Annotated in this window: 17 protein-coding genes; 15 read left to right on the top strand and 2 right to left on the bottom strand. The window is 46.4% G+C overall.

Features of this window, described 5'->3' with window-relative positions; all coding sequences use genetic code 11:
* The first annotated feature begins 5 nt into the window (after window positions 1–5).
* The 4 genes from CSV73_RS06380 (at window position 6) to CSV73_RS06365 (ending at window position 3714) form a co-directional block, all read left to right on the top strand.
* Complete coding sequence (locus CSV73_RS06380) at window positions 6–539, top strand: hemerythrin domain-containing protein (RefSeq protein WP_232319146.1); 534 nt, start codon at window positions 6–8, stop codon at window positions 537–539.
* A 70-nt stretch (window positions 540–609) separates the two neighbouring features.
* The gene (locus CSV73_RS06375) at window positions 610–2121 is read left to right on the top strand and encodes an MFS transporter (RefSeq protein ID WP_099626915.1); all 1512 of its coding nucleotides are present in this window, start codon (window positions 610–612) and stop codon (window positions 2119–2121) included.
* A gap of 42 nt (window positions 2122–2163) precedes the next feature.
* Window positions 2164–3183, top strand: coding sequence for a ThiF family adenylyltransferase (locus CSV73_RS06370; RefSeq protein WP_099626914.1), 1020 nt, complete (start codon window positions 2164–2166; stop codon window positions 3181–3183).
* A 12-nt stretch (window positions 3184–3195) separates the two neighbouring features.
* Entirely contained in the window at window positions 3196–3714 is a 519-nt protein-coding gene (locus CSV73_RS06365) for a MogA/MoaB family molybdenum cofactor biosynthesis protein (protein WP_099626913.1), read from the top strand.
* 481 nt (window positions 3715–4195) lie between these two features.
* Here CSV73_RS06365 and moaC read toward each other — a convergent pair whose 3' ends face one another.
* Window positions 4196–4687, bottom strand: coding sequence for a cyclic pyranopterin monophosphate synthase MoaC (gene moaC, locus CSV73_RS06360; protein ID WP_085132611.1), 492 nt, complete (start codon window positions 4685–4687; stop codon window positions 4196–4198).
* Between the two features lie 66 nt (window positions 4688–4753).
* Here moaC and CSV73_RS06355 point away from each other — a divergent pair, with 66 nt between their 5' ends.
* Genes CSV73_RS06355 through CSV73_RS06325 form a run of 7 tightly spaced genes read left to right on the top strand, consistent with a single transcriptional unit; the run spans window position 4754 to window position 9711 of the window.
* A complete protein-coding gene (locus tag CSV73_RS06355; RefSeq protein WP_099626912.1) occupies window positions 4754–6010 on the top strand; it encodes a molybdopterin molybdotransferase MoeA in 1257 nt (418 codons plus the stop codon).
* Window positions 6007–6477, top strand: coding sequence for a molybdopterin-guanine dinucleotide biosynthesis protein B (gene mobB / locus CSV73_RS06350; RefSeq protein WP_158232296.1), 471 nt, complete (start codon window positions 6007–6009; stop codon window positions 6475–6477). Before CSV73_RS06355 ends, mobB begins: the two co-directional genes overlap by 4 nt.
* Window positions 6474–6920 carry a molybdenum cofactor biosynthesis protein MoaE gene (locus tag CSV73_RS06345; protein ID WP_099626910.1) on the top strand — a complete coding sequence of 149 codons (447 nt, stop codon included), beginning with the start codon at window positions 6474–6476 and terminating at the stop codon, window positions 6918–6920. The genes mobB and CSV73_RS06345 overlap by 4 nt, the downstream gene beginning before the upstream one ends.
* Window positions 6917–7150, top strand: a complete 234-nt coding sequence (moaD, locus tag CSV73_RS06340) for a molybdopterin converting factor subunit 1 (RefSeq protein ID WP_099626909.1) — start codon at window positions 6917–6919, stop codon at window positions 7148–7150. Before CSV73_RS06345 ends, moaD begins: the two co-directional genes overlap by 4 nt.
* Complete coding sequence (gene mobA, locus CSV73_RS06335; RefSeq protein ID WP_099626908.1) at window positions 7147–7716, top strand: molybdenum cofactor guanylyltransferase; 570 nt, start codon at window positions 7147–7149, stop codon at window positions 7714–7716. The genes moaD and mobA overlap by 4 nt, the downstream gene beginning before the upstream one ends.
* Window positions 7713–8732, top strand: coding sequence for a GTP 3',8-cyclase MoaA (moaA, locus tag CSV73_RS06330; protein WP_099626907.1), 1020 nt, complete (start codon window positions 7713–7715; stop codon window positions 8730–8732). Before mobA ends, moaA begins: the two co-directional genes overlap by 4 nt.
* 13 nt (window positions 8733–8745) lie before the next feature.
* Window positions 8746–9711, top strand: a complete 966-nt coding sequence (locus CSV73_RS06325) for a 2-hydroxyacid dehydrogenase (protein WP_099626906.1) — start codon at window positions 8746–8748, stop codon at window positions 9709–9711.
* Between the two features lie 134 nt (window positions 9712–9845).
* Here the strand turns inward: CSV73_RS06325 and CSV73_RS06320 are convergent, their stop codons facing one another.
* On the bottom strand, window positions 9846–10727 hold the full coding sequence (locus tag CSV73_RS06320; protein WP_085132619.1) for a TetR/AcrR family transcriptional regulator: 882 nt from the start codon (window positions 10725–10727) through the stop codon (window positions 9846–9848).
* Window positions 10728–10900: 173 nt separating this feature from the next.
* Here CSV73_RS06320 and CSV73_RS06315 point away from each other — a divergent pair, with 173 nt between their 5' ends.
* The 4 genes from CSV73_RS06315 (at window position 10901) to CSV73_RS06300 (ending at window position 17481) form a co-directional block, all read left to right on the top strand.
* On the top strand, window positions 10901–12391 hold the full coding sequence (locus tag CSV73_RS06315; protein WP_099626905.1) for a DHA2 family efflux MFS transporter permease subunit: 1491 nt from the start codon (window positions 10901–10903) through the stop codon (window positions 12389–12391).
* A gap of 83 nt (window positions 12392–12474) precedes the next feature.
* Window positions 12475–14328, top strand: coding sequence for a tetratricopeptide repeat protein (locus tag CSV73_RS06310; protein WP_085132621.1), 1854 nt, complete (start codon window positions 12475–12477; stop codon window positions 14326–14328).
* Window positions 14329–14831: 503 nt separating this feature from the next.
* Window positions 14832–16307 (top strand): aldehyde dehydrogenase family protein, encoded by a 1476-nt coding sequence (locus CSV73_RS06305; RefSeq protein ID WP_099626904.1) that lies wholly within the window; start codon window positions 14832–14834, stop codon window positions 16305–16307.
* Between the two features lie 25 nt (window positions 16308–16332).
* The gene (locus CSV73_RS06300) at window positions 16333–17481 is read left to right on the top strand and encodes a saccharopine dehydrogenase family protein (protein WP_085132623.1); all 1149 of its coding nucleotides are present in this window, start codon (window positions 16333–16335) and stop codon (window positions 17479–17481) included.
* The last annotated feature ends 70 nt before the right edge of the window (window positions 17482–17551 follow it).

Genomic DNA, 17551 nt, shown 5'->3' with positions numbered 1-17551 from the left:
GAAAGATGATGAGCAATACAGGATTTATGCATACGCTACCTGCATTACGTGTGCTTGAAAATGAACATCGTTTCTTACTGACTTTGATGGAACAGTGGCATGCGATTGTATTGGATTTTGAGAATGATAGATTCACACGTGATGAAGGTCTCGAAGCACTCAAGAAAATGCGCAGGCTTCTCGTCGAATTCATCGATCCGCTGAAAAACCATACAGAAAAAGAAGAAGCATACCTGTTTCCGATGCTAGCAAAATATGTGGGCAATGATCAAGGACCGGTTCAAGCCGTGCAAGAAGAACACGATGAGATCGATGCGTTTATCGGACATTTCCTTCATCACACAAGAGGAGATCTATCGAAATTTACTCTCGCTATGATGCAAGACGTCGTAAAAGACGCGGGCGAAGCGTTTGAAGTCATCATGATTCACTTTGTAAAAGAAGAAAACGTCATCTTTCCGATGGTTCAATCGGTCTTACTTGCCAAAGAGCAAGATGAATTATTTGAACAATTGTATACGTCAATTCTACCAGAGTAACACATACTATCAGTCTAAAAGAAAGAGTGTTGGATCGTTTTTCAACTAATTTCAGATGGGATGGATTCCTATGATACAAAAGATTCAGTTACCTCTGCAGACAGCAAATCTAGTCGTCGGCTTCATGGTGTGGGTCCTGATCTCTTCTTTGTTACCGTTTATTAGCGAAGATATCAGCATTCCACCAGAGCGTGTAGCTATCATCACGGCAATCCCCGTAGTACTCGGTTCGATTTTGCGGATTCCACTCGGCTACTACGCCAATGTCTATGGCGCACGCATGATGTTTTTTATCAGTTTCATTGTACTATTATTTCCTGTCTACTACATAAGTGAAACGTCAACAGTGACAGGGCTTTTGATCGGCGGTACGTTACTTGGGATAGGGGGCGCGATTTTCTCTGTTGGGGTTACATCGCTACCAAAGTATTATCCTAAGGAAAAGCACGGACTCGTCAATGGTATTTACGGGATGGGGAACATCGGGACAGCGATCACGACGTTTTCAGCACCCGTCCTTGCGATGAAGTTTGGCTGGTCAATGACTGTCAAAATGTATTTAATTTTATTGCTTGTATTCATCGCAATGAACTTCTTTTTCGGTGACCGTAAAGAAGTAAAAGTGAAGGCGCCGATTGTGGAGCAAATTAAAGGTGTCTATAAGAATGAAAAACTTTGGTTCTTCTCATTGTTCTATTTCATCACATTCGGTTCATTCGTTGCGTTTACTGTGTTTTTGCCAAGTTTCCTCGTCAATTACTTTGAACTCGATAAGGTCGACGCAGGTCTTCGTACAGCCGGCTTCATCGTCGTTGCGACGTTATTGCGTCCTGTCGGAGGTTGGTTAGGCGATAAGTTCCAGCCGTTATTCTTGTTGATGGGCTGTTTCGCAGGTTTGACGATTTCATCCATCGTTCTGGCATTTTCACCCGATATCGGACTGTACACAGTCGGCAGTATTATGATTGCAGCAGCTGCGGGTCTTGGAAATGGTGTCATCTTTAAACTCGTACCGATGTATTTCAGTAAGCAAGCAGGTACTGTGAATGGAATTGTATCCATGATGGGTGGTCTTGGTGGATTTTTCCCTCCATTATTACTCGCGATGATTTTCTCCATGACGGGTTCCTATTCAATCGGTTTCATGGCGTTTTCACAAGTATCGTTAGTCAGTCTTGTATTGGCTTTCTGGCTTTATTATATGGATCGTACGAGCTTGTCTAAAGAAGTATTTGATTCGACTGGGCAAGGTATTCTCGTGACCAATTCGAAAGGGGCCATCGTTTCGGTCAATCCGGCGTTTACGAAGCTAACAGGTTATAGTGAAGAGGAAGTACTTGGTAAGAGCCCGAATATTTTAAGTTCAGGCCGGCATGACCGGGAATACTATCACGAAATGTGGCGCACAATTGATGAACAAGGCGTCTGGCAAGGTGAAATTTGGAATAAGAAAAAGAGTGGCGAAGAGTACTTGGAGTTCCTTTCCATCAGTTCGGTAAAAGATGGAACAGGCGACGTCGTTCGCTATGTTGGTTCATTCAGTGATATTAGTCCAGAAATAAGCGCAGGCAATCGGTCATAACCGATTGCCTCGCTTGTTGTGTAATGAAAGGAAGTAGATCCAGTGGAAAATCGCTATTCAAGGCAAACATTATTTCAGCCTATTGGCACGTCGGGACAGCGGCAGCTAGCTGACGCACATGCAGTGATTATAGGCTGTGGCGCGCTCGGTTCTTCGATTTCCGAGACGCTCGTACGCGCGGGAATCGGTAAAATAACGCTTGCAGACCGAGATTATGTTGAAGCATCCAATTTGCAGAGACAACAATTATTTGTCGAAGCAGATGCAGAAAATAGTGTGCCGAAAGTCGTGGCGGCAGCGCATCGCTTACATGCTATTCGCGAAGATGTGGAAATTACGACCGTGCTCGATCATATCGACGGACCGTTGCTCGAAGAAATTGCGGTTGGTGCAGATATCTTACTCGACGCAACGGATAATTTTGAGACACGTTTGCTGATCAATGATGTCGCGTGGAAACTGCATATCCCCTGGGTCTACGGCGCGGTCGTCAGCAGTTCAGGCAGCGTATTTCCTTTCATTCCAAGCAAGACACCGTGTTTCCGCTGTTTGCTTCCGGTCATGCCAGCGGTCAATGAAACGTGTGATACAGTAGGAGTAATTGCGCCTGCTGTCCAGATTTCGGCTGCACATCAAAGTGCGGAAGCGATGAAATGGCTGACGGGAAATGAAAAGGCTATGCGCACGAAACTTCTTCATTTTGATGTGTGGAATAATACATCGGTTGAGGCAGGAATCAGTCGGATGAAGAATCCGCAATGCGGAACATGCGGCGAACATCCGACGTACCCTGCGTTGCATCAAGCCGCGGGCACGCAATACGCGGTGCTATGCGGACGTGATACGGTGCAAATCATACCCGATGCAGGACGTAAGTTGACGGTGGCGGACGGTGTGAAAGTCGCCCAACAACTAGGGGCGGATTACCGGGAGACACCGTTTTTCGTGGAATTTCAAGCGGAAGGCTATCGCTGTATTTTATTCGGGAATGGCAGACTGTTAATTCATGGATTGAAAGATATGCGAGAAGGACGAAAAATCTATCATTCATTATTCGGCTAGGAGGAATAGCAAATGGAAGAAGCTCATTTACCACAGAAAGCTCGTGATCAATCAATTGCAGTCGCGGTGCTGACAATCAGTGACACGCGGACCCAAGCGGATGACAAGAGTGGCAAGGTGATTTGCGACAAGTTGATCGAAGCTGGACATACAGTGAAAGCGTATGAAATTTGCCAAGATGAAGCAAAGCATATTGTAGAGCGGTTATCCGCTTGGTCGTCCGATTCGTCGATTCAAGCCATGATTTTCACGGGCGGCACCGGGATTGGAGCACGGGATATTACAGTGGAAACCGTGTCACCTTATTTCACAAAACCGCTAGACGGATTTGGCGAACTGTTTCGCTTTTTGAGTTATACCGAAGATGTGGGATCAAAAGCATTGCTCAGTCGCGCAACCGCTGGCGGAATCGGATTACAGGCGGTATTTTTATTGCCGGGCTCTTCCAAGGCTGTGACGCTTGCGATGGATAAGTTGATCTTGCCGGAGTTACCGCATATTGTGCATGAACTTGGGAAACATTTGACATAATTGATGAGGGATGGTGTGGGGATAGAGCGGGTAGGGTGGGCGAATGATTGGATGCGTGGGTGGATAGAGCGGGTAGCGCGGAAGTATGATCGGATACGTGGGTTGATAGAGCGGGTAGCGCGGAAGTATGATCGGATGCGTGGGTTGATAGAGCGGATAGCGCGGAAGTGTGAGCGGCTACGCGGCCTGATAGAGCGGGTAGCGTGGAAGAATGATCGGATGCGTGGGTTGATAGAGCGGGTAGCGTGGAAGAATGAGCGGCTACGCGTGCTCATAGAGCGGATAGCGCGGGGGAATGAGCGGCTACGCGGCCTGATAGAGCGGGTAGCGTGGAAGAATGAGCGGCTACGCGTGCTCATAGAGCGGATAGCGCAGAAGTATGATCGTATACGCAGCCTGATAGAGCGCTCACGCGATATCATTGAGCGCAACAACCACCACCACAACAACCCCACCATCCAACCAAAAAAACGCGCGACGTTTAGTCCGCGCGTTGATAATCTCCATTTTTCCCGCCCGATTTATGCTGTAGCATCGTCGGTCCGATGACCATCTCCTTGCCAGCCGCTTTACACATATCGTAAATCGTCAATGCGGCGGCAGAAGCGGCAGTCAAGGCTTCCATTTCGACACCGGTCACGCCTTTCGTTTTGACTTCGGCTTGGATTAGCACATGATAATGGGAAGATTCCTCATCGATATCCCAATCAAATCGGACATCGACACCCGTTAAAGGAAGTGGATGGCACATGGGAATGATGGTGGACGTGTTTTTCGCGGCCATGATGGCGGCGACTTGCGCGACTGCGAAGACGTCTCCTTTTTTATTTGTGCCATGAGTGATTTGTTCGTGGATGGATTTGTTGACACTAATGGACGATGTGGCAATCGCGGTACGTAGTGATGTTTCTTTGTCGGACACGTCGACCATTTTGGCACGGCCTTGTTCATTGAAGTGTGTAAGTTCGGACATGATGATCATCCTTTCGTTTCATTTCATTGTACTAGTTAGTATAACAAAAGAAAGTAGGAGATGTACGTGGTAGAAATTCGAAAACCGATACAAGTGGCAGAAGCTGTAGAACGTGTGATGAAACATGTACATAAGCTTAGTACAGAAGTTCTTCCGTTAGAAGATACATATGGTCGTGTGCTAGCAGAGCCTATCGTCGCAAAACATGACGTGCCGCCTTTTGATCGTTCGCCGTATGACGGGTTTGCAATTCGTGCGGAAGATTCGGTGGGTGCTTCAGGTGATGCAAGAAAAGCGTTTCGTGTGATTGGAGAAATTGGTGCAGGGCATGTAGCGGATCGTCCGATTGAGCCAGGTGAATCGTTTCGCATCATGACAGGTGCATTGATTCCAGAACATGCGGATGCGGTCGTGATGCTGGAGCAAACGGTGGAGAATGATAATGGATTTACGTTACGTAAGCCGTTTGAAGCGGGCGAAAACATTTCGCGTCAAGGCGAAGATGCGAAGCGAGGGGAGACATTGATCGAAGCAGGAACGATCATTCATCCAGGAACCATTGCGTTGCTAGCGACATTTGGCTATGCGCAAGTGCGTGTCGCGAAACGGCCAATTGCAGGGGTATTGTCGACTGGGACGGAATTATTGGACGTCGCTGAAGAACTCGAGCCGGGGAAGATCCGCAATTCAAATGGACCGATGATTCGTGCACAGTTGGCGCGAATGGGAATTGACTATACATCGTATGGCATGATGGAAGACGACTTGGATGCATGCACTGAAATCGTTGAGAAGGCACTGCAGGAAACAGACTTGCTTATTACAACAGGCGGCGTGTCGGTCGGAGATTACGATTATTTGCCGGTAATCTACGAACGACTCGGTGCGGAAGTATTGTTCAATAAAGTGGCGATGCGTCCAGGTAGTGTGACGACGGTGGCAGTGTTAGGGTATAAATTATTATTCGGTCTCTCAGGAAATCCTTCTGCTTGCTTCACGGGATTTGAATTATTCGCACGCCCTGCCATTTACTCGATGATGGGCTGTACAGCGCCTTATATGCCGCGTATTCAAGCGGTTCTTGGGGAAGATTTCAAGAAAGCGAATCCGTTCACTCGTTTCGTTCGCGCTAGCTGGTCGATGACAACTGAAGGAATCATAGCGACGCCTGCAGGTTTCAATAAATCCAGTGCAGTGTCATCTATCGCGCGGGGGAACTGCATGATCGTCTTGCCAAGCGGAACCCGCGGCTTTGAAAAAGGTATGCTGGTGGACGTATTGTTACTAGGAACGGAACAAGGTGTGGAGCGTTGGGAACTGTGAAGACACTACATGTCGTTGGCTTCAAGAACAGTGGAAAAACGACGCTTGTTTCGCACTGGATCACCGTGCTGAAACAGCTTGGTTACGAAGTGGCGGTGCTCAAACATCATGGGCATGGGGGCGCGCCCGCACTACCGCCAGCGCATACGGATACGGTGCAATTCTTACAATGTGGAGCAGTCTCAACTCTTGTGGCGGGCGGCGATATGATACAATTGATACAGAATAAAGAACGTTCATTTGAACAGTTAAAGACATTGGCCGCGTCTAGTGAGCCGGATGTTTTATTGATAGAAGGCTATAAAAAAGAAGCCGGTGAGAAAGTGGTGCTCATCCGAAATGAAGAACAACGGCAAGAGCTGGAGTCGTTGTCTGGAATCATTCAGACGGTGGAAACAGCCGAATTGTTCGATGACATTACACGACTCGATGAGTGGCTGCAAGAATGGGTGGAGGCAAGAGAATGAAACGATATGAAATCATAGATACGCCGATTGATGTGCAGAAATACAGCGATCTCGTTTTGCATCCGGCAGCGGGCGCCGTGACAGTGTTCACGGGACATGTTCGTGAATGGACGCATGGCGTACGGACATTGTATCTCGCGTATGAAGCGTATGTCCCGATGGCGGAAAAGAAGCTTGCTGAAATCGGTGCGGAGATGGAAGCGAAGTGGCCGGGAGTTCGAGTCGCTATGGCACATCGGATTGGTGAGCTGAAAATATCAGACATTGCTGTAGTCATCGCGGTATCGTCACCTCACAGAAAAGAAGCGTATGACGCAAATGAATATGCAATTGAGCGCATTAAAGAAGTCGTACCGATTTGGAAGAAAGAAATCTGGGAAGACGGCGAAGAATGGATCGGTGCACAGAAGAAATATCCAGAGAAAGGGAGCGAATCACAATGATTACAGTTCATTACTTTGCAAGGCTGCGCGAGTTGACGGGTAAAGGGGAAGAGTCTTTGGATTGTGCGCCTTTGACGGTCGATGAATTGCTGAACTGGGCAGAAGACACGTATCCGGGTTTCGGTAAAGAGACGATTCATGTAGCGGTGAATGAAGAATATGCCTTAAAGGATGATGTCATTCAGGCGGGAGATGTCTGTGCGTTTATTCCACCAGTGAGTGGCGGATGAAGACGGTCGGTGTGTTGCTAGCGGGCGGTCAATCGCGGCGTTTTGGCTCGCCAAAAGCATTTGCGACGCATGAAGGTCACGCGTTCTATCGTTATTCGTTAGATGCATTGCGTCCAATTTGCGATGAAATCGTTATTGTCACGCGTCCTGAAAGCAAAGAGTTGTTTCCAGACACTGTTAGGGTGACGACAGATCTGGAGTCGTTTTCCGGAATGGGTCCTCTTGCAGGGATTTTATCTGCAATGGAGTTGTTGGAAGCAGACCGATACGTAGTATTGCCTTGTGATATGCCGTTTATTGAAGCGGGTGTCATGAAAAGATTGCTTGAATTGCATCATGGAGATATTTCGTCTGCCACGGTAGAAGGCAAACGACATCCACTTGTTTCGGTCTGGAATGCTAACGTCAAACCGACGATAAAACAAGCGTTACTCAATGGCAATCGTCGAGTCATGCATGTGCAAGCGCAACATGAAAGTCAGTGGATTGAAGGCGCTGTATTAACCAATACACCTGAAATAACTTTTAAAAATGTCAACACGCCATGTGAACTAGAAAGGGGATGAAGAAGATGAATGCCATTGTAGATCAGCTCGGTCGCCCGATTCGGGATTTGCGGATTTCTGTTACGGATCGCTGTAATTTCCGCTGTACGTACTGTATGCCGAAAGAAGTTTTTGGCGATGACTTTTTATTTCTAGCTAAAAATGAATTGCTATCGTTTGAGGAGTTGGAGCGCTTGGCACGGATTTTTGCTCAGTTAGGTGTGAAGAAACTACGCTTGACGGGCGGTGAACCGCTGATGCGCCGAAACTTACCCGAGTTGATACGAAAGCTTCACGACATCGAAGGGATCGAAGACATCGGACTTACAACGAATGCAGTGTTGCTCGGTCAATACGCGCAAGCGCTTTACGACGCTGGATTGCGCCGTCTAAATATCAGTTTAGACGCACTCGATCCAGAATTATTCGGACAGATCAACGGCCGTGGCATTTCACCTGAACTTGTTCTCAAAAATATCCAAAAGGCACAAGACATAGGCTTCACCATTAAAGTAAATATGGTCGTACAAAAAGGTATCAATGAAAGCGAGATCCTCCCAATGGCAGCGTATTGCAAAGAACGCGGCATCACGTTACGCTATATCGAGTTCATGGATGTCGGTAATGACAACGGCTGGAGTTTTAAAAAAGTCGTCACGAAGAAAGAAATCTACGACATGCTGGCAACTGAATTCGATATGGAGCCTGCGGAAGAAGACTATTACGGTGAAGTAGCCAAACGCTATCGCTATACAGGGACGGATGCGCAAGTGGGCTTCATTACATCTGTTTCGAAGTCGTTTTGTTCCACGTGTACACGTTCTCGTCTATCATCCGAAGGGAAACTCTACACGTGTCTCTTCGCGTCAGAAGGCTTTGACCTGCGGGAATTAATTCGTTCGGATCAAACCGACGAAGAAGTATACGAAGTGATCGCCAACGTCTGGAGAGGCCGAAAAGACCGCTATTCCGATGAACGTACGGAGCAGACCGTGAAGAACCGTAAGAAAATTAATATGAACTATATCGGTGGCTAAAGGAGTGCTGTCCATGAAACCAACAGTATATATTTGTCGAGAGATGCCGGAAGAAATGATCGCCCCAGTACGTGAATACTATGAAGTACGCATGTGGGAATCAACGAGTGAAGCGGTTCCCCGTGATGTGTTGTTAAAAGAAGTGGCTGACGCTGACGCGCTATGGACCGTCATTTCCGATCAAATCGATGAAGAAGTCCTCAACGCAGCCCCTTCATTGCAACTAATCGTTAATATGGCAGTGGGCTATAATCACATCGATGTTAAAGCGGCGGCGGCACGGAATATTACCGTAACGAATACACCGGATGTGCTGACAGAAACGACTGCAGATTTGGCGTTTGCTTTATTGATGGCGACGGCCCGTGATTTGATCGGTGCAGAGAATATGTTGCGCGAAGGGCGCTGGACGTCATGGGAGCCACTTGGTTTCACGGGAATGGATGTATATGGAGCTACATTGGGGATCGTCGGCATGGGCCGGATCGGTGAAGCGGTGATGAAACGTGCAAAAGGGTTCGATATGGACGTGCTATATCACAACCGTAACCGCAAGTCCGAAATGGAAGATATGTATGGCTGTCGTTATGCCGGATTGCCTGATTTACTAGCGTCGTCTGATTTCGTGCTAATTTTGGTGCCGTTCAGTGAAGAGACGAAAGGTATGATTGGCGAAAAACAGTTGTCCCAGATGAAAGAGACGGGTATTCTGATCAATGTCGCACGTGGCGGTATCGTGGATGAAGACGCACTGTTTGATGCGCTACGCACGAAAAAGATTCATGCGGCAGGGCTAGACGTGTTTGAGACTGAGCCTGTTCCGCTAGATCATCCGTTGCTGACATTGCCGAATGTGACAGTGCTTCCGCATATTGGCAGTGCTACAGTGAAGACGCGCAAGGCGATGATGAAGTTGAACGTGGACGCGTTACTTGCATTTGCGCAAGGGGAAGAGCCCAATCATCAAGTTCGTGGTTAGTTGGTATGCGCTAAGATCAACTAGTTTATTTTACTGTATAGTGTGACATGCAAAGATTTACTCACCCCCCTCTACAATGAAAAAAGAGACTAGCCACGTCGTACTCGCTGACTTGGCTAGTCTCTTTTGTGTTGTCACTGGGATTTATTGATGAACAACCAAATCGCTGCGGACAGTTCGATTGCCTGCAACTGTAATTCGGAACCTTCAAACGCTTGACGGAACGAACGTACAACGGATTCCAGTAAATAGAATCGGGGGTGTTCAGCGGATAGCTCATCCAATAAAAACTGGCTGTATAATGTCTGTTGACTTTCTTCCTTCGGTAAATTGTCAATGAACTTTTGCAAATTCTCGATTAGCACTTCGCGTGGCATCGGATAAAACTCTGCGGCTGTTAAAATATCTTCCAGCAAGTTTTGCGACAGGAAATGTGCGTCTCGTTTTACGATATCCGGTACGAGGACTTCCATTCGTTGCATGACAAACTCCACTAGTTTCATCGTATCAATTCGCTCGGTAGTTGAACTTTTCCAGATGTTGAGCGCATGTTGGATGAATCCGAAAAGCAGCGATGCACAATCATAGGCGTAGGGTTTTACTTCTTCGCCGTAGACGTCGACCAGTCGTTTCGCAATCCATGCGAGTTCACGGAAGTGCATCTGCTTGACGAATTGACGTAGCTCGTCATCAGGTGAATGAACGATTGTTTCAAACAGTGGAAGTAAGTTTTGTTCCCGGTTCATCGTCAAACGAATTTCAATTTGTTCAGAGAGCAAGGCAGGGTCTGCTAGATCTTTGCCAATCGCTAGCTCATTTCTTCGTAAGTAACTTATACAATAAGCGTCTCGCAAAATCGCCATGAGACATTCATTTTTAGAAGAGAAGTAATTATAGAACGTTCCCTTTGAAATTTGCGCTGCATCCAAAATATCCTGAATAGATGTCGCGTGAAAGCCTTTGTCGATGAATAATTGTTTTGCGATAAGCAATACGTGCTTTTTGCGGTCATTCATAGATAATCACCTGTGTGTTTTATTTTTTATACCCTGTGTATACTTTATATACTATTCTTAAAACATTGTTACATCAAGCTTTTGAGATTTTTGAAATCTATTAGTTGTAATAAATATACTGACGGTATAAAATATAAATCTGACATAACTTTCACATGCTATAGGAGGATAAAATGGTAGAATCAATAGAAATTAAAAAAATGCATGAGAAACCGCCCTATGGCATTATAGCCATATTATTCATAGGGGCGTTTGTTGCGATCTTGAACAATACTTTACTGAATATTGCATTGCCGGTCATTATGGAAGAGTTTTCTATTACTCCATCGGCTGTTCAGTGGCTGACGACAGGTTATATGCTGGTCAACGGGATTATGATTCCGGCAAGTGCGTTTTTCATTCAGAAGTTTACAAATAGAAGAATCTTCATTATCGCGATGGTGCTTTTCTCTCTAGGGACGTTTATCGCAATCATCGCACCGACATTCTCTTTACTAGTAGTTGCACGTATGATCCAAGCTACCGGTTCGGCACTGATGATGCCACTGTTGATGAATGTAATGTTGACGGCTTTCCCAATTGAAAAACGGGGAGCGGCATTAGGAATGTTCGGTCTTGTGATGTTCACGGCACCTGCAATTGGGCCGACATTGTCTGGCTGGATAGTCGAGCATTATTCGTGGCGGACATTGTTTGAGATTGTGCTGCCGATTTCATTGCTAACATTGGCCCTCGCCATCTTCAAACTCAAGAATATTACACCGAATCGTGATGTACGCATCAATTTCTCCTCGTTAGTATTGTCGACTATCGGTTTTGGTGGTTTGCTGTACGGTTTCAGTTCTGCGGGTGAAAAGGGTTGGAGTTCTCCGATCGTCTATGGCACAATCGCGATTGGTACGATTTCGCTCGTGCTATTCATTCTAAAACAATTACGCATGAAAGAGCCGATGCTCGATTTTCGGATTTACAAATATCCGATGTTTGCCCTTGCTTCCGTCGTATCGATGGTATTGTCTGTTGCGATGTTTTCTGGAATGATTTTGACACCGCTATATGTGCAAAACGTTCGCGGGATTTCACCGTTAGATGCTGGATTGCTGATGTTGCCGGGTGCGGTATTGATGGGGATCATGTCGCCCATCACAGGTCGTTTATTCGATAAATACGGGCCGCGTGTCCTAGTTTACACAGGACTTAGTATTTCGGTATTCTCGACGTATTTATTGAGCCAATTGCAGATGGATACAGGTTATTATTATTTGATGGGTGTCTATACGCTTCGGATGTTTGGTTTATCGATGGTCATGATGCCGGTTATGACAAACGGAATGAACTCGTTGCCGATGATCTCCAACCCACATGGTACGGCAATGAATAACACATTGCAGCAAGTATCGGGCGCGATTGGTTCGGCGTTGTTATTGACGCTTATGACAAAACGATTGGATGTATCAGCGGCTGTCCAAGCGAAGGATTTGGCCGCCTCTGGAGTCGATGTATCCACTATGAAAGCGGAGATTGAACGTATGGCGATGCTAGATGGCGTCAATCACGCATTCTTCATTTCTACTATGATTACACTCGTCGCATTGATTTTATCGTTATTCATTAAACGGGTCATGCCACCGACAACTGGTGAAGTGAAAAAACAGTCTGAATAGTAAAACAAGGGGTTTCGTATGCTGCTATGCATGCGGAGCTTCTTTTTAGTATGGTATAGTAAAAAGAAAAGGTTGTGTTCGATGTGATAGGGAATAAAGAAAAATGCCCATGCGGAAGCGGGGAAATCGTGGAGAACTGCTGTGGCAAAACAGAAATGCCGGGCACAAATGCAGTCCAAGAAGAATTGAAGAAAGTATTAAACAGCTATTATGAAACGTCCTTGTCTCCTGCTGAGATTCAATCATTAGAAGGATTATTGAAAGAGTGGGCTGGACGTCTCGGTGAGTGGATGGAAGAAGAGGAACTCGTGACGAATGTCAGCGATTACTATTTCTTCGTCGTGCGGAAAGATCTTTGGAGACGCCATCTTGTAAAAGCGCTAAACCGTACACAAAATAGAGCGGTACGGGCCATTTTAAAGAGCTGGCAAAATGTTTTCATTACATTCGCAGAAGTGACGAAGGCGGATAAAGACGTCTACCATATGAAAGAGATTCTTGGTGAAGGCGAGTATTTATTGGCAAGAGAAGCGGGTGAGCCTGAAGATGTTCGCGCTGTCGTTGCGATTGTCTTGGAAGAGATGCGCAATGAAGAGCGCTGGGTCATGCCGATTTCTGCCATTGCAGTGAATGATCATATGAGTGATGAACTATTGACGCGTGTGCAAGAACTAGCTGAAACGAGCGAGGAAAAGAATAGTTTCAATTTCTTCAAGAAGCACCTTGTCGATATTTATGAAGTGGTTTGCAAGCTAGACGTTCAGACGTTATCTGACGTAGTGGAGCAGAATTTCACACCATTGCAACGTGAAGTAGTGGAAATATTAGATGCTGCACTCGAGAAGGAAGAGCTACATCCGGGCGCGTATGAAATGTTACTATCCTTGCTGGCGTATTACTTTACCGACCAGAATCCGAAGTTCCGTAAGCCGGAAGTACTCGCTGCGGCGGCGTTCCAATTGGCAGTCGATACGAGTATGATGACGAATACGTATACACAAGCAGAAGTAGGTAAACTGTTCGGGGTTTCGGTCTCTTCGTTCCGAAAGCATACTGATATTCTACTAGAGAAGATTGAAGACCTTGAAAAGATGATGGCAGAAAGGCAGACCGATGCTGTGTATCATATCGGTACCAACCCTCTTCCATCTGAGCAAATGAATTGGCAAGTGCATATGTTAACGCAAAAGCATAATTTCGATTCGTTTGAAGAAGCACAAGCGTACATTCAAGAAGCGATCCAGCAGCCGTTCGAGCCGGAAAATCAACAACAAGAAGCACAGATGCTTTGCTATATGGCGTACAATGCCGAAACGATCGAGCAGCGACATGACTTCGCAGTAGGTGCATATGGCGCTGATCCGACGAATGTCGATGCGTTGTTACTTCAGACGGAGTTGACAGATTCGAAGGACGAGCAGGAGAAGTTCTTCAAACAAGCGATATTCTCCGGTGAAAAACAATTTGACAATCGTGCGGAAGATGCGTGGAAGTTCGCACCGAATCGTCCATATTTACGCAGCTTGATGCAGTACGGTGTGTGGTTCTATGAGCAAGACCGTTTTGTTGAAGCGAGCGACATGTTATTGCGTCTTCTATCGCTTGACCTCTTTGACCATCAAGGTGCACGATACTTGGCGATTTCTTCGTTGATCCATCAAGGAGAAATTGATCAAGCGGCACAGGTGCTGGAGGCGAGTGCAGAAGTTTCTAAAGATGATGCAGCGTATTGGTATTTGTCATGGTTGGTCGAGATGGAACGCGCGCAAGGTACGTCTTCAGAGCGCGCTTTAGAGTTATTCGCTAAGGCGGAGCAGTTAAATCCACATGTCAGTAAGTTGATGGAGATGGCTGTGGAGAAAATGAGTTATCCGAAGAGTGTTGCTCTTACGCCGGGTAGTCATGAAGAAGCGCACTATATTTGGTATTTATTGTAATGCATGCGAACCGTCATGGCGAGTTGGAATTTCCGACTTGCTGTGGCGGTTTTTTGTATGGGCAGGGATGAGCCGGAAAGCACCGTTGATCTGCGTTTTAGGCGGATACTTCCCACACCAACTCTCTACAGTACGGATTTCGTTCATTCTGGAGTATCAAAGCGCATGCACATCCATCAAGATTCGCTGTCTTCCGCTTACAATCAATGAATGTCGTTTTCTTTAGGGGGAAATGCTCATACTTTCTTCTAAGCGCTCATACTTCCACGACATCCGCTCATAAATCGCTCTAGGCGCTCTATCAATCCCCTAGAGCGCTCTATCCATCCATTTAACCGCTCTATGAAATGACACAAGCGCTCTATACCCGTTATCAATTGTTGACCATCAAGTGAATTTATCCGGAATATGTCTAGCTTTAAAGGAATAGGATGATATATTGTCGAACAATTCTAATAGAGACAACTGACGAAAATTATATCGAGCAGAGAGGAGTAGTTTTGATGAAGCTAACTAATTATATTGACGGCATGTGGCAGGAGGAAGCTGCTAGTTATACAGCTGTACTCAACCCGGCGAACGGGGATGAATTAGCACAAGTACCTTTGTCAACGGATGAAGAGGTTCGGCAGGCGGTTGCTGCGGCGAAGGAAGCACAGAAGAAATGGGCTTTGGTGCCGGCACCGAAACGTGCGGATTATCTCTATGAAATTGGCCGTATTATGAAAGGCAAAAAAGAACATCTAGCGCAAGTACTGACGAAGGAAATGGGTAAAGTCATAGAAGAGGCACGTGGTGAAGTGCAAGAAGGGATTGACATGGCGTTCTACATGGCTGGAGAAGGTCGCCGATTGTTCGGTGAAACGGTTCCGTCTGAGTTGCAGGATAAGTTTGCGATGAGTGTTCGAGCACCGATTGGTGTTGTGGGTCTGATCACTCCATGGAACTTTCCGATTGCCATTGCTACATGGAAATCGTTCCCGGCAATTGTCGCCGGAAATACATTCATTTGGAAACCGGCGACGGAAACGCCGTTGATGGCATATGAAATGGCGTTGATCTTTGAAGAAGCCGGCTTGCCGCGTGGTGTGGCGAATATCGTCTTTGGTTCAGGTGCAGATGTAGGCACTGCGCTGATCGAACATCCGGACGTACGGGTTATTTCATTTACCGGCTCGACGGAAACAGGACGTCACGTTGCGGAATTAGGCGGTCGCCATTTGAAGAAAGTATCTCTAGAAATGGGCGGCAAAAATGCGGTCATCGTGCTGGAAGATGCAGATATTGAACTAGCGGTAGAAGGAATTTTGTGGAGCGCATTTGGAACGGCAGGACAGCGCTGTACAGCTTGTAGTCGAGTCATCGTTCATGAAGATGTGAAAGAAGAATTGCAGAAACGTCTGATGGAGAGCATGAAAGACTTAACGATGGGCGACGGTCTGGATGAAACGGTGAAAGTCGGTCCAGTGATCAATGAAAAGGCACTGGAGAAAATCCAGAGCTATATCGAAATCGGTAAAAGTGAAGGTGCAAATCTAGTGGCAGGTGGAAATGTGCTGAATGAAGGGAAATTCGCGAATGGATATTATGTTGAGCCCACATTGTTTGCGGATGTCGCATGGGATAGCCGACTCGCGCAAGAAGAAATTTTTGGCCCAGTCGTTTCATTGATCACGGTCAGTAGTCTGGATGAAGCGATTGAAGTGAATAACAGCGTTGCGTATGGCTTGTCCAGTTCGATTTTCTCGCAAGATGTCAATAAAGTATTCCGCGCACAACGCGACCTGGATACAGGTATCGTCTATATCAACGCAGGCACGACAGGTGCGGAAATTCATTTGCCGTTTGGTGGAACGAAAGGGACAGGGAACGGTCATCGTGACTCCGGGGTCGCGGCACTCGATGTCTTTACGGAATGGAAGAGCATTTACATCGATTACAGCGGCAAGTTGCAACGCGCACAAATCGATACGGAATGAACTCACAGGAAGAAGGGATGAGCAGATGAAAATTGTTGTATTAGGTGCGGGATTAATGGGAAAAGAAGTCGTGCGTGATTTAGTAAAGCAAGACGAAGTGAAGAAAGTGTATCTCGCGGACCGTGCGATTCGGCAAGCGGAAGATTTCGCCGAAGAATTAATGAATGAAAAGCTCGACATTTTATTGCTCGATGCTACGAATGAAGAGCAACTTAGCGACGTAATGGGATTGGGCGATATCGTTGTCAACGCACTGTTTTATACATTCAATGAAGCCGTCGCCCGTTGTGCAGTAGAACGAGGCGTACACGTTGTGGATCTAGGTGGACATATCGGCGGTGCAACGGAAAAAGTGCTTGCGCTACATGAACAAGCTATCGCAAAAGGTGTAACGCTAATTCCGGACCTCGGGGTGGCACCGGGTATGATTAATATTCTGGCAGGTTACGGCGCATCATTGCTGGATGAAACTCAGTCGATCAAACTTTACGTAGGTGGAGTTCCGGTCAAACCTGAGCCGCCACTGAATTATCATGTCGTCTTTTCATTGGAAGGGTTATTTGATCATTACACTGACACATCACGCGTTATGCGAAATGGCAAAGTGAAGGAATTGCCTTCATTGTCGGAAATTGAAATGTTAGAATTCAACGGCTATGGCGAAATGGAGGCTTTCCATACATCAGGTGGTACGTCGACGTTGCTTGAGTCATTCCCTACTATTGAAACGCTAGAATACAAGACGATCCGTTACCCGGGTCATGCCGACAAAGTTCAAGTATTAGTGGATCTTGGCTTACTGTCTAGGGAATCCACGATCCGTGTAGATGGTAGACCATTACGTGTGCGCGACGTCATGCTCGCTCATTTGACACCACAGTTACGCCTTGGAGATAAATCGGATGCTGTATTACTCCGCGTCATAGTTAGCGGGACGAAAGACAAGCAGCCGCATACGGTGACGTTCAATATGATTACCGAAAAAGATCAGAACACTAACGAAACGGCCATGGCACTTGCGACGGCCAACACCATTTCCGTTGTAGCGCAAATGATTGGCAATGGTGTCATTACGAAAAGAGGCGCTTATCCACCAGAAAAAATCGTGCCTGGCGAACTGTATATACAAGAAATGAAGAAACGCGGAGTTGTTATTGACGTACAACAGGCCTGATACAGTATATACTGGTAGGAAAGCGTGGATTTAGATCTCAATAGACCATCTCCTCGTATTTCTAAGGAGT

The organism is Sporosarcina sp. P1, from assembly GCF_002743155.1.
In the GTDB taxonomy this organism is placed as follows: Bacteria; Bacillota; Bacilli; order Bacillales_A; family Planococcaceae; genus Sporosarcina; species Sporosarcina ureae_B.
The sequence above is the reverse complement of the archived record's forward strand: the minus strand, read 5'-3'. Positions and strand labels throughout refer to the sequence as shown.

What these genes read in the sequence shown, in the direction of transcription:
- CSV73_RS06380 (WP_232319146.1), top strand. Translation starts at nt 6, where the DNA reads ATGATGAGCAATACAGGATTTATGCATACGCTACCTGCATTACGTGTG.
- CSV73_RS06375 (WP_099626915.1), top strand. Translation starts at nt 610, where the DNA reads ATGATACAAAAGATTCAGTTACCTCTGCAGACAGCAAATCTAGTCGTC.
- CSV73_RS06365 (WP_099626913.1), top strand. Translation starts at nt 3,196, where the DNA reads ATGGAAGAAGCTCATTTACCACAGAAAGCTCGTGATCAATCAATTGCA.
- moaC (WP_085132611.1), bottom strand. Translation starts at nt 4,687, where the DNA reads ATGTCCGAACTTACACACTTCAATGAACAAGGCCGTGCCAAAATGGTC.
- CSV73_RS06345 (WP_099626910.1), top strand. Translation starts at nt 6,474, where the DNA reads ATGAAACGATATGAAATCATAGATACGCCGATTGATGTGCAGAAATAC.
- moaD (WP_099626909.1), top strand. Translation starts at nt 6,917, where the DNA reads ATGATTACAGTTCATTACTTTGCAAGGCTGCGCGAGTTGACGGGTAAA.
- mobA (WP_099626908.1), top strand. Translation starts at nt 7,147, where the DNA reads ATGAAGACGGTCGGTGTGTTGCTAGCGGGCGGTCAATCGCGGCGTTTT.
- moaA (WP_099626907.1), top strand. Translation starts at nt 7,713, where the DNA reads ATGAAGAAGATGAATGCCATTGTAGATCAGCTCGGTCGCCCGATTCGG.
- CSV73_RS06325 (WP_099626906.1), top strand. Translation starts at nt 8,746, where the DNA reads ATGAAACCAACAGTATATATTTGTCGAGAGATGCCGGAAGAAATGATC.
- CSV73_RS06320 (WP_085132619.1), bottom strand. Translation starts at nt 10,727, where the DNA reads ATGAATGACCGCAAAAAGCACGTATTGCTTATCGCAAAACAATTATTC.
- CSV73_RS06315 (WP_099626905.1), top strand. Translation starts at nt 10,901, where the DNA reads ATGGTAGAATCAATAGAAATTAAAAAAATGCATGAGAAACCGCCCTAT.
- CSV73_RS06305 (WP_099626904.1), top strand. Translation starts at nt 14,832, where the DNA reads ATGAAGCTAACTAATTATATTGACGGCATGTGGCAGGAGGAAGCTGCT.
- CSV73_RS06300 (WP_085132623.1), top strand. Translation starts at nt 16,333, where the DNA reads ATGAAAATTGTTGTATTAGGTGCGGGATTAATGGGAAAAGAAGTCGTG.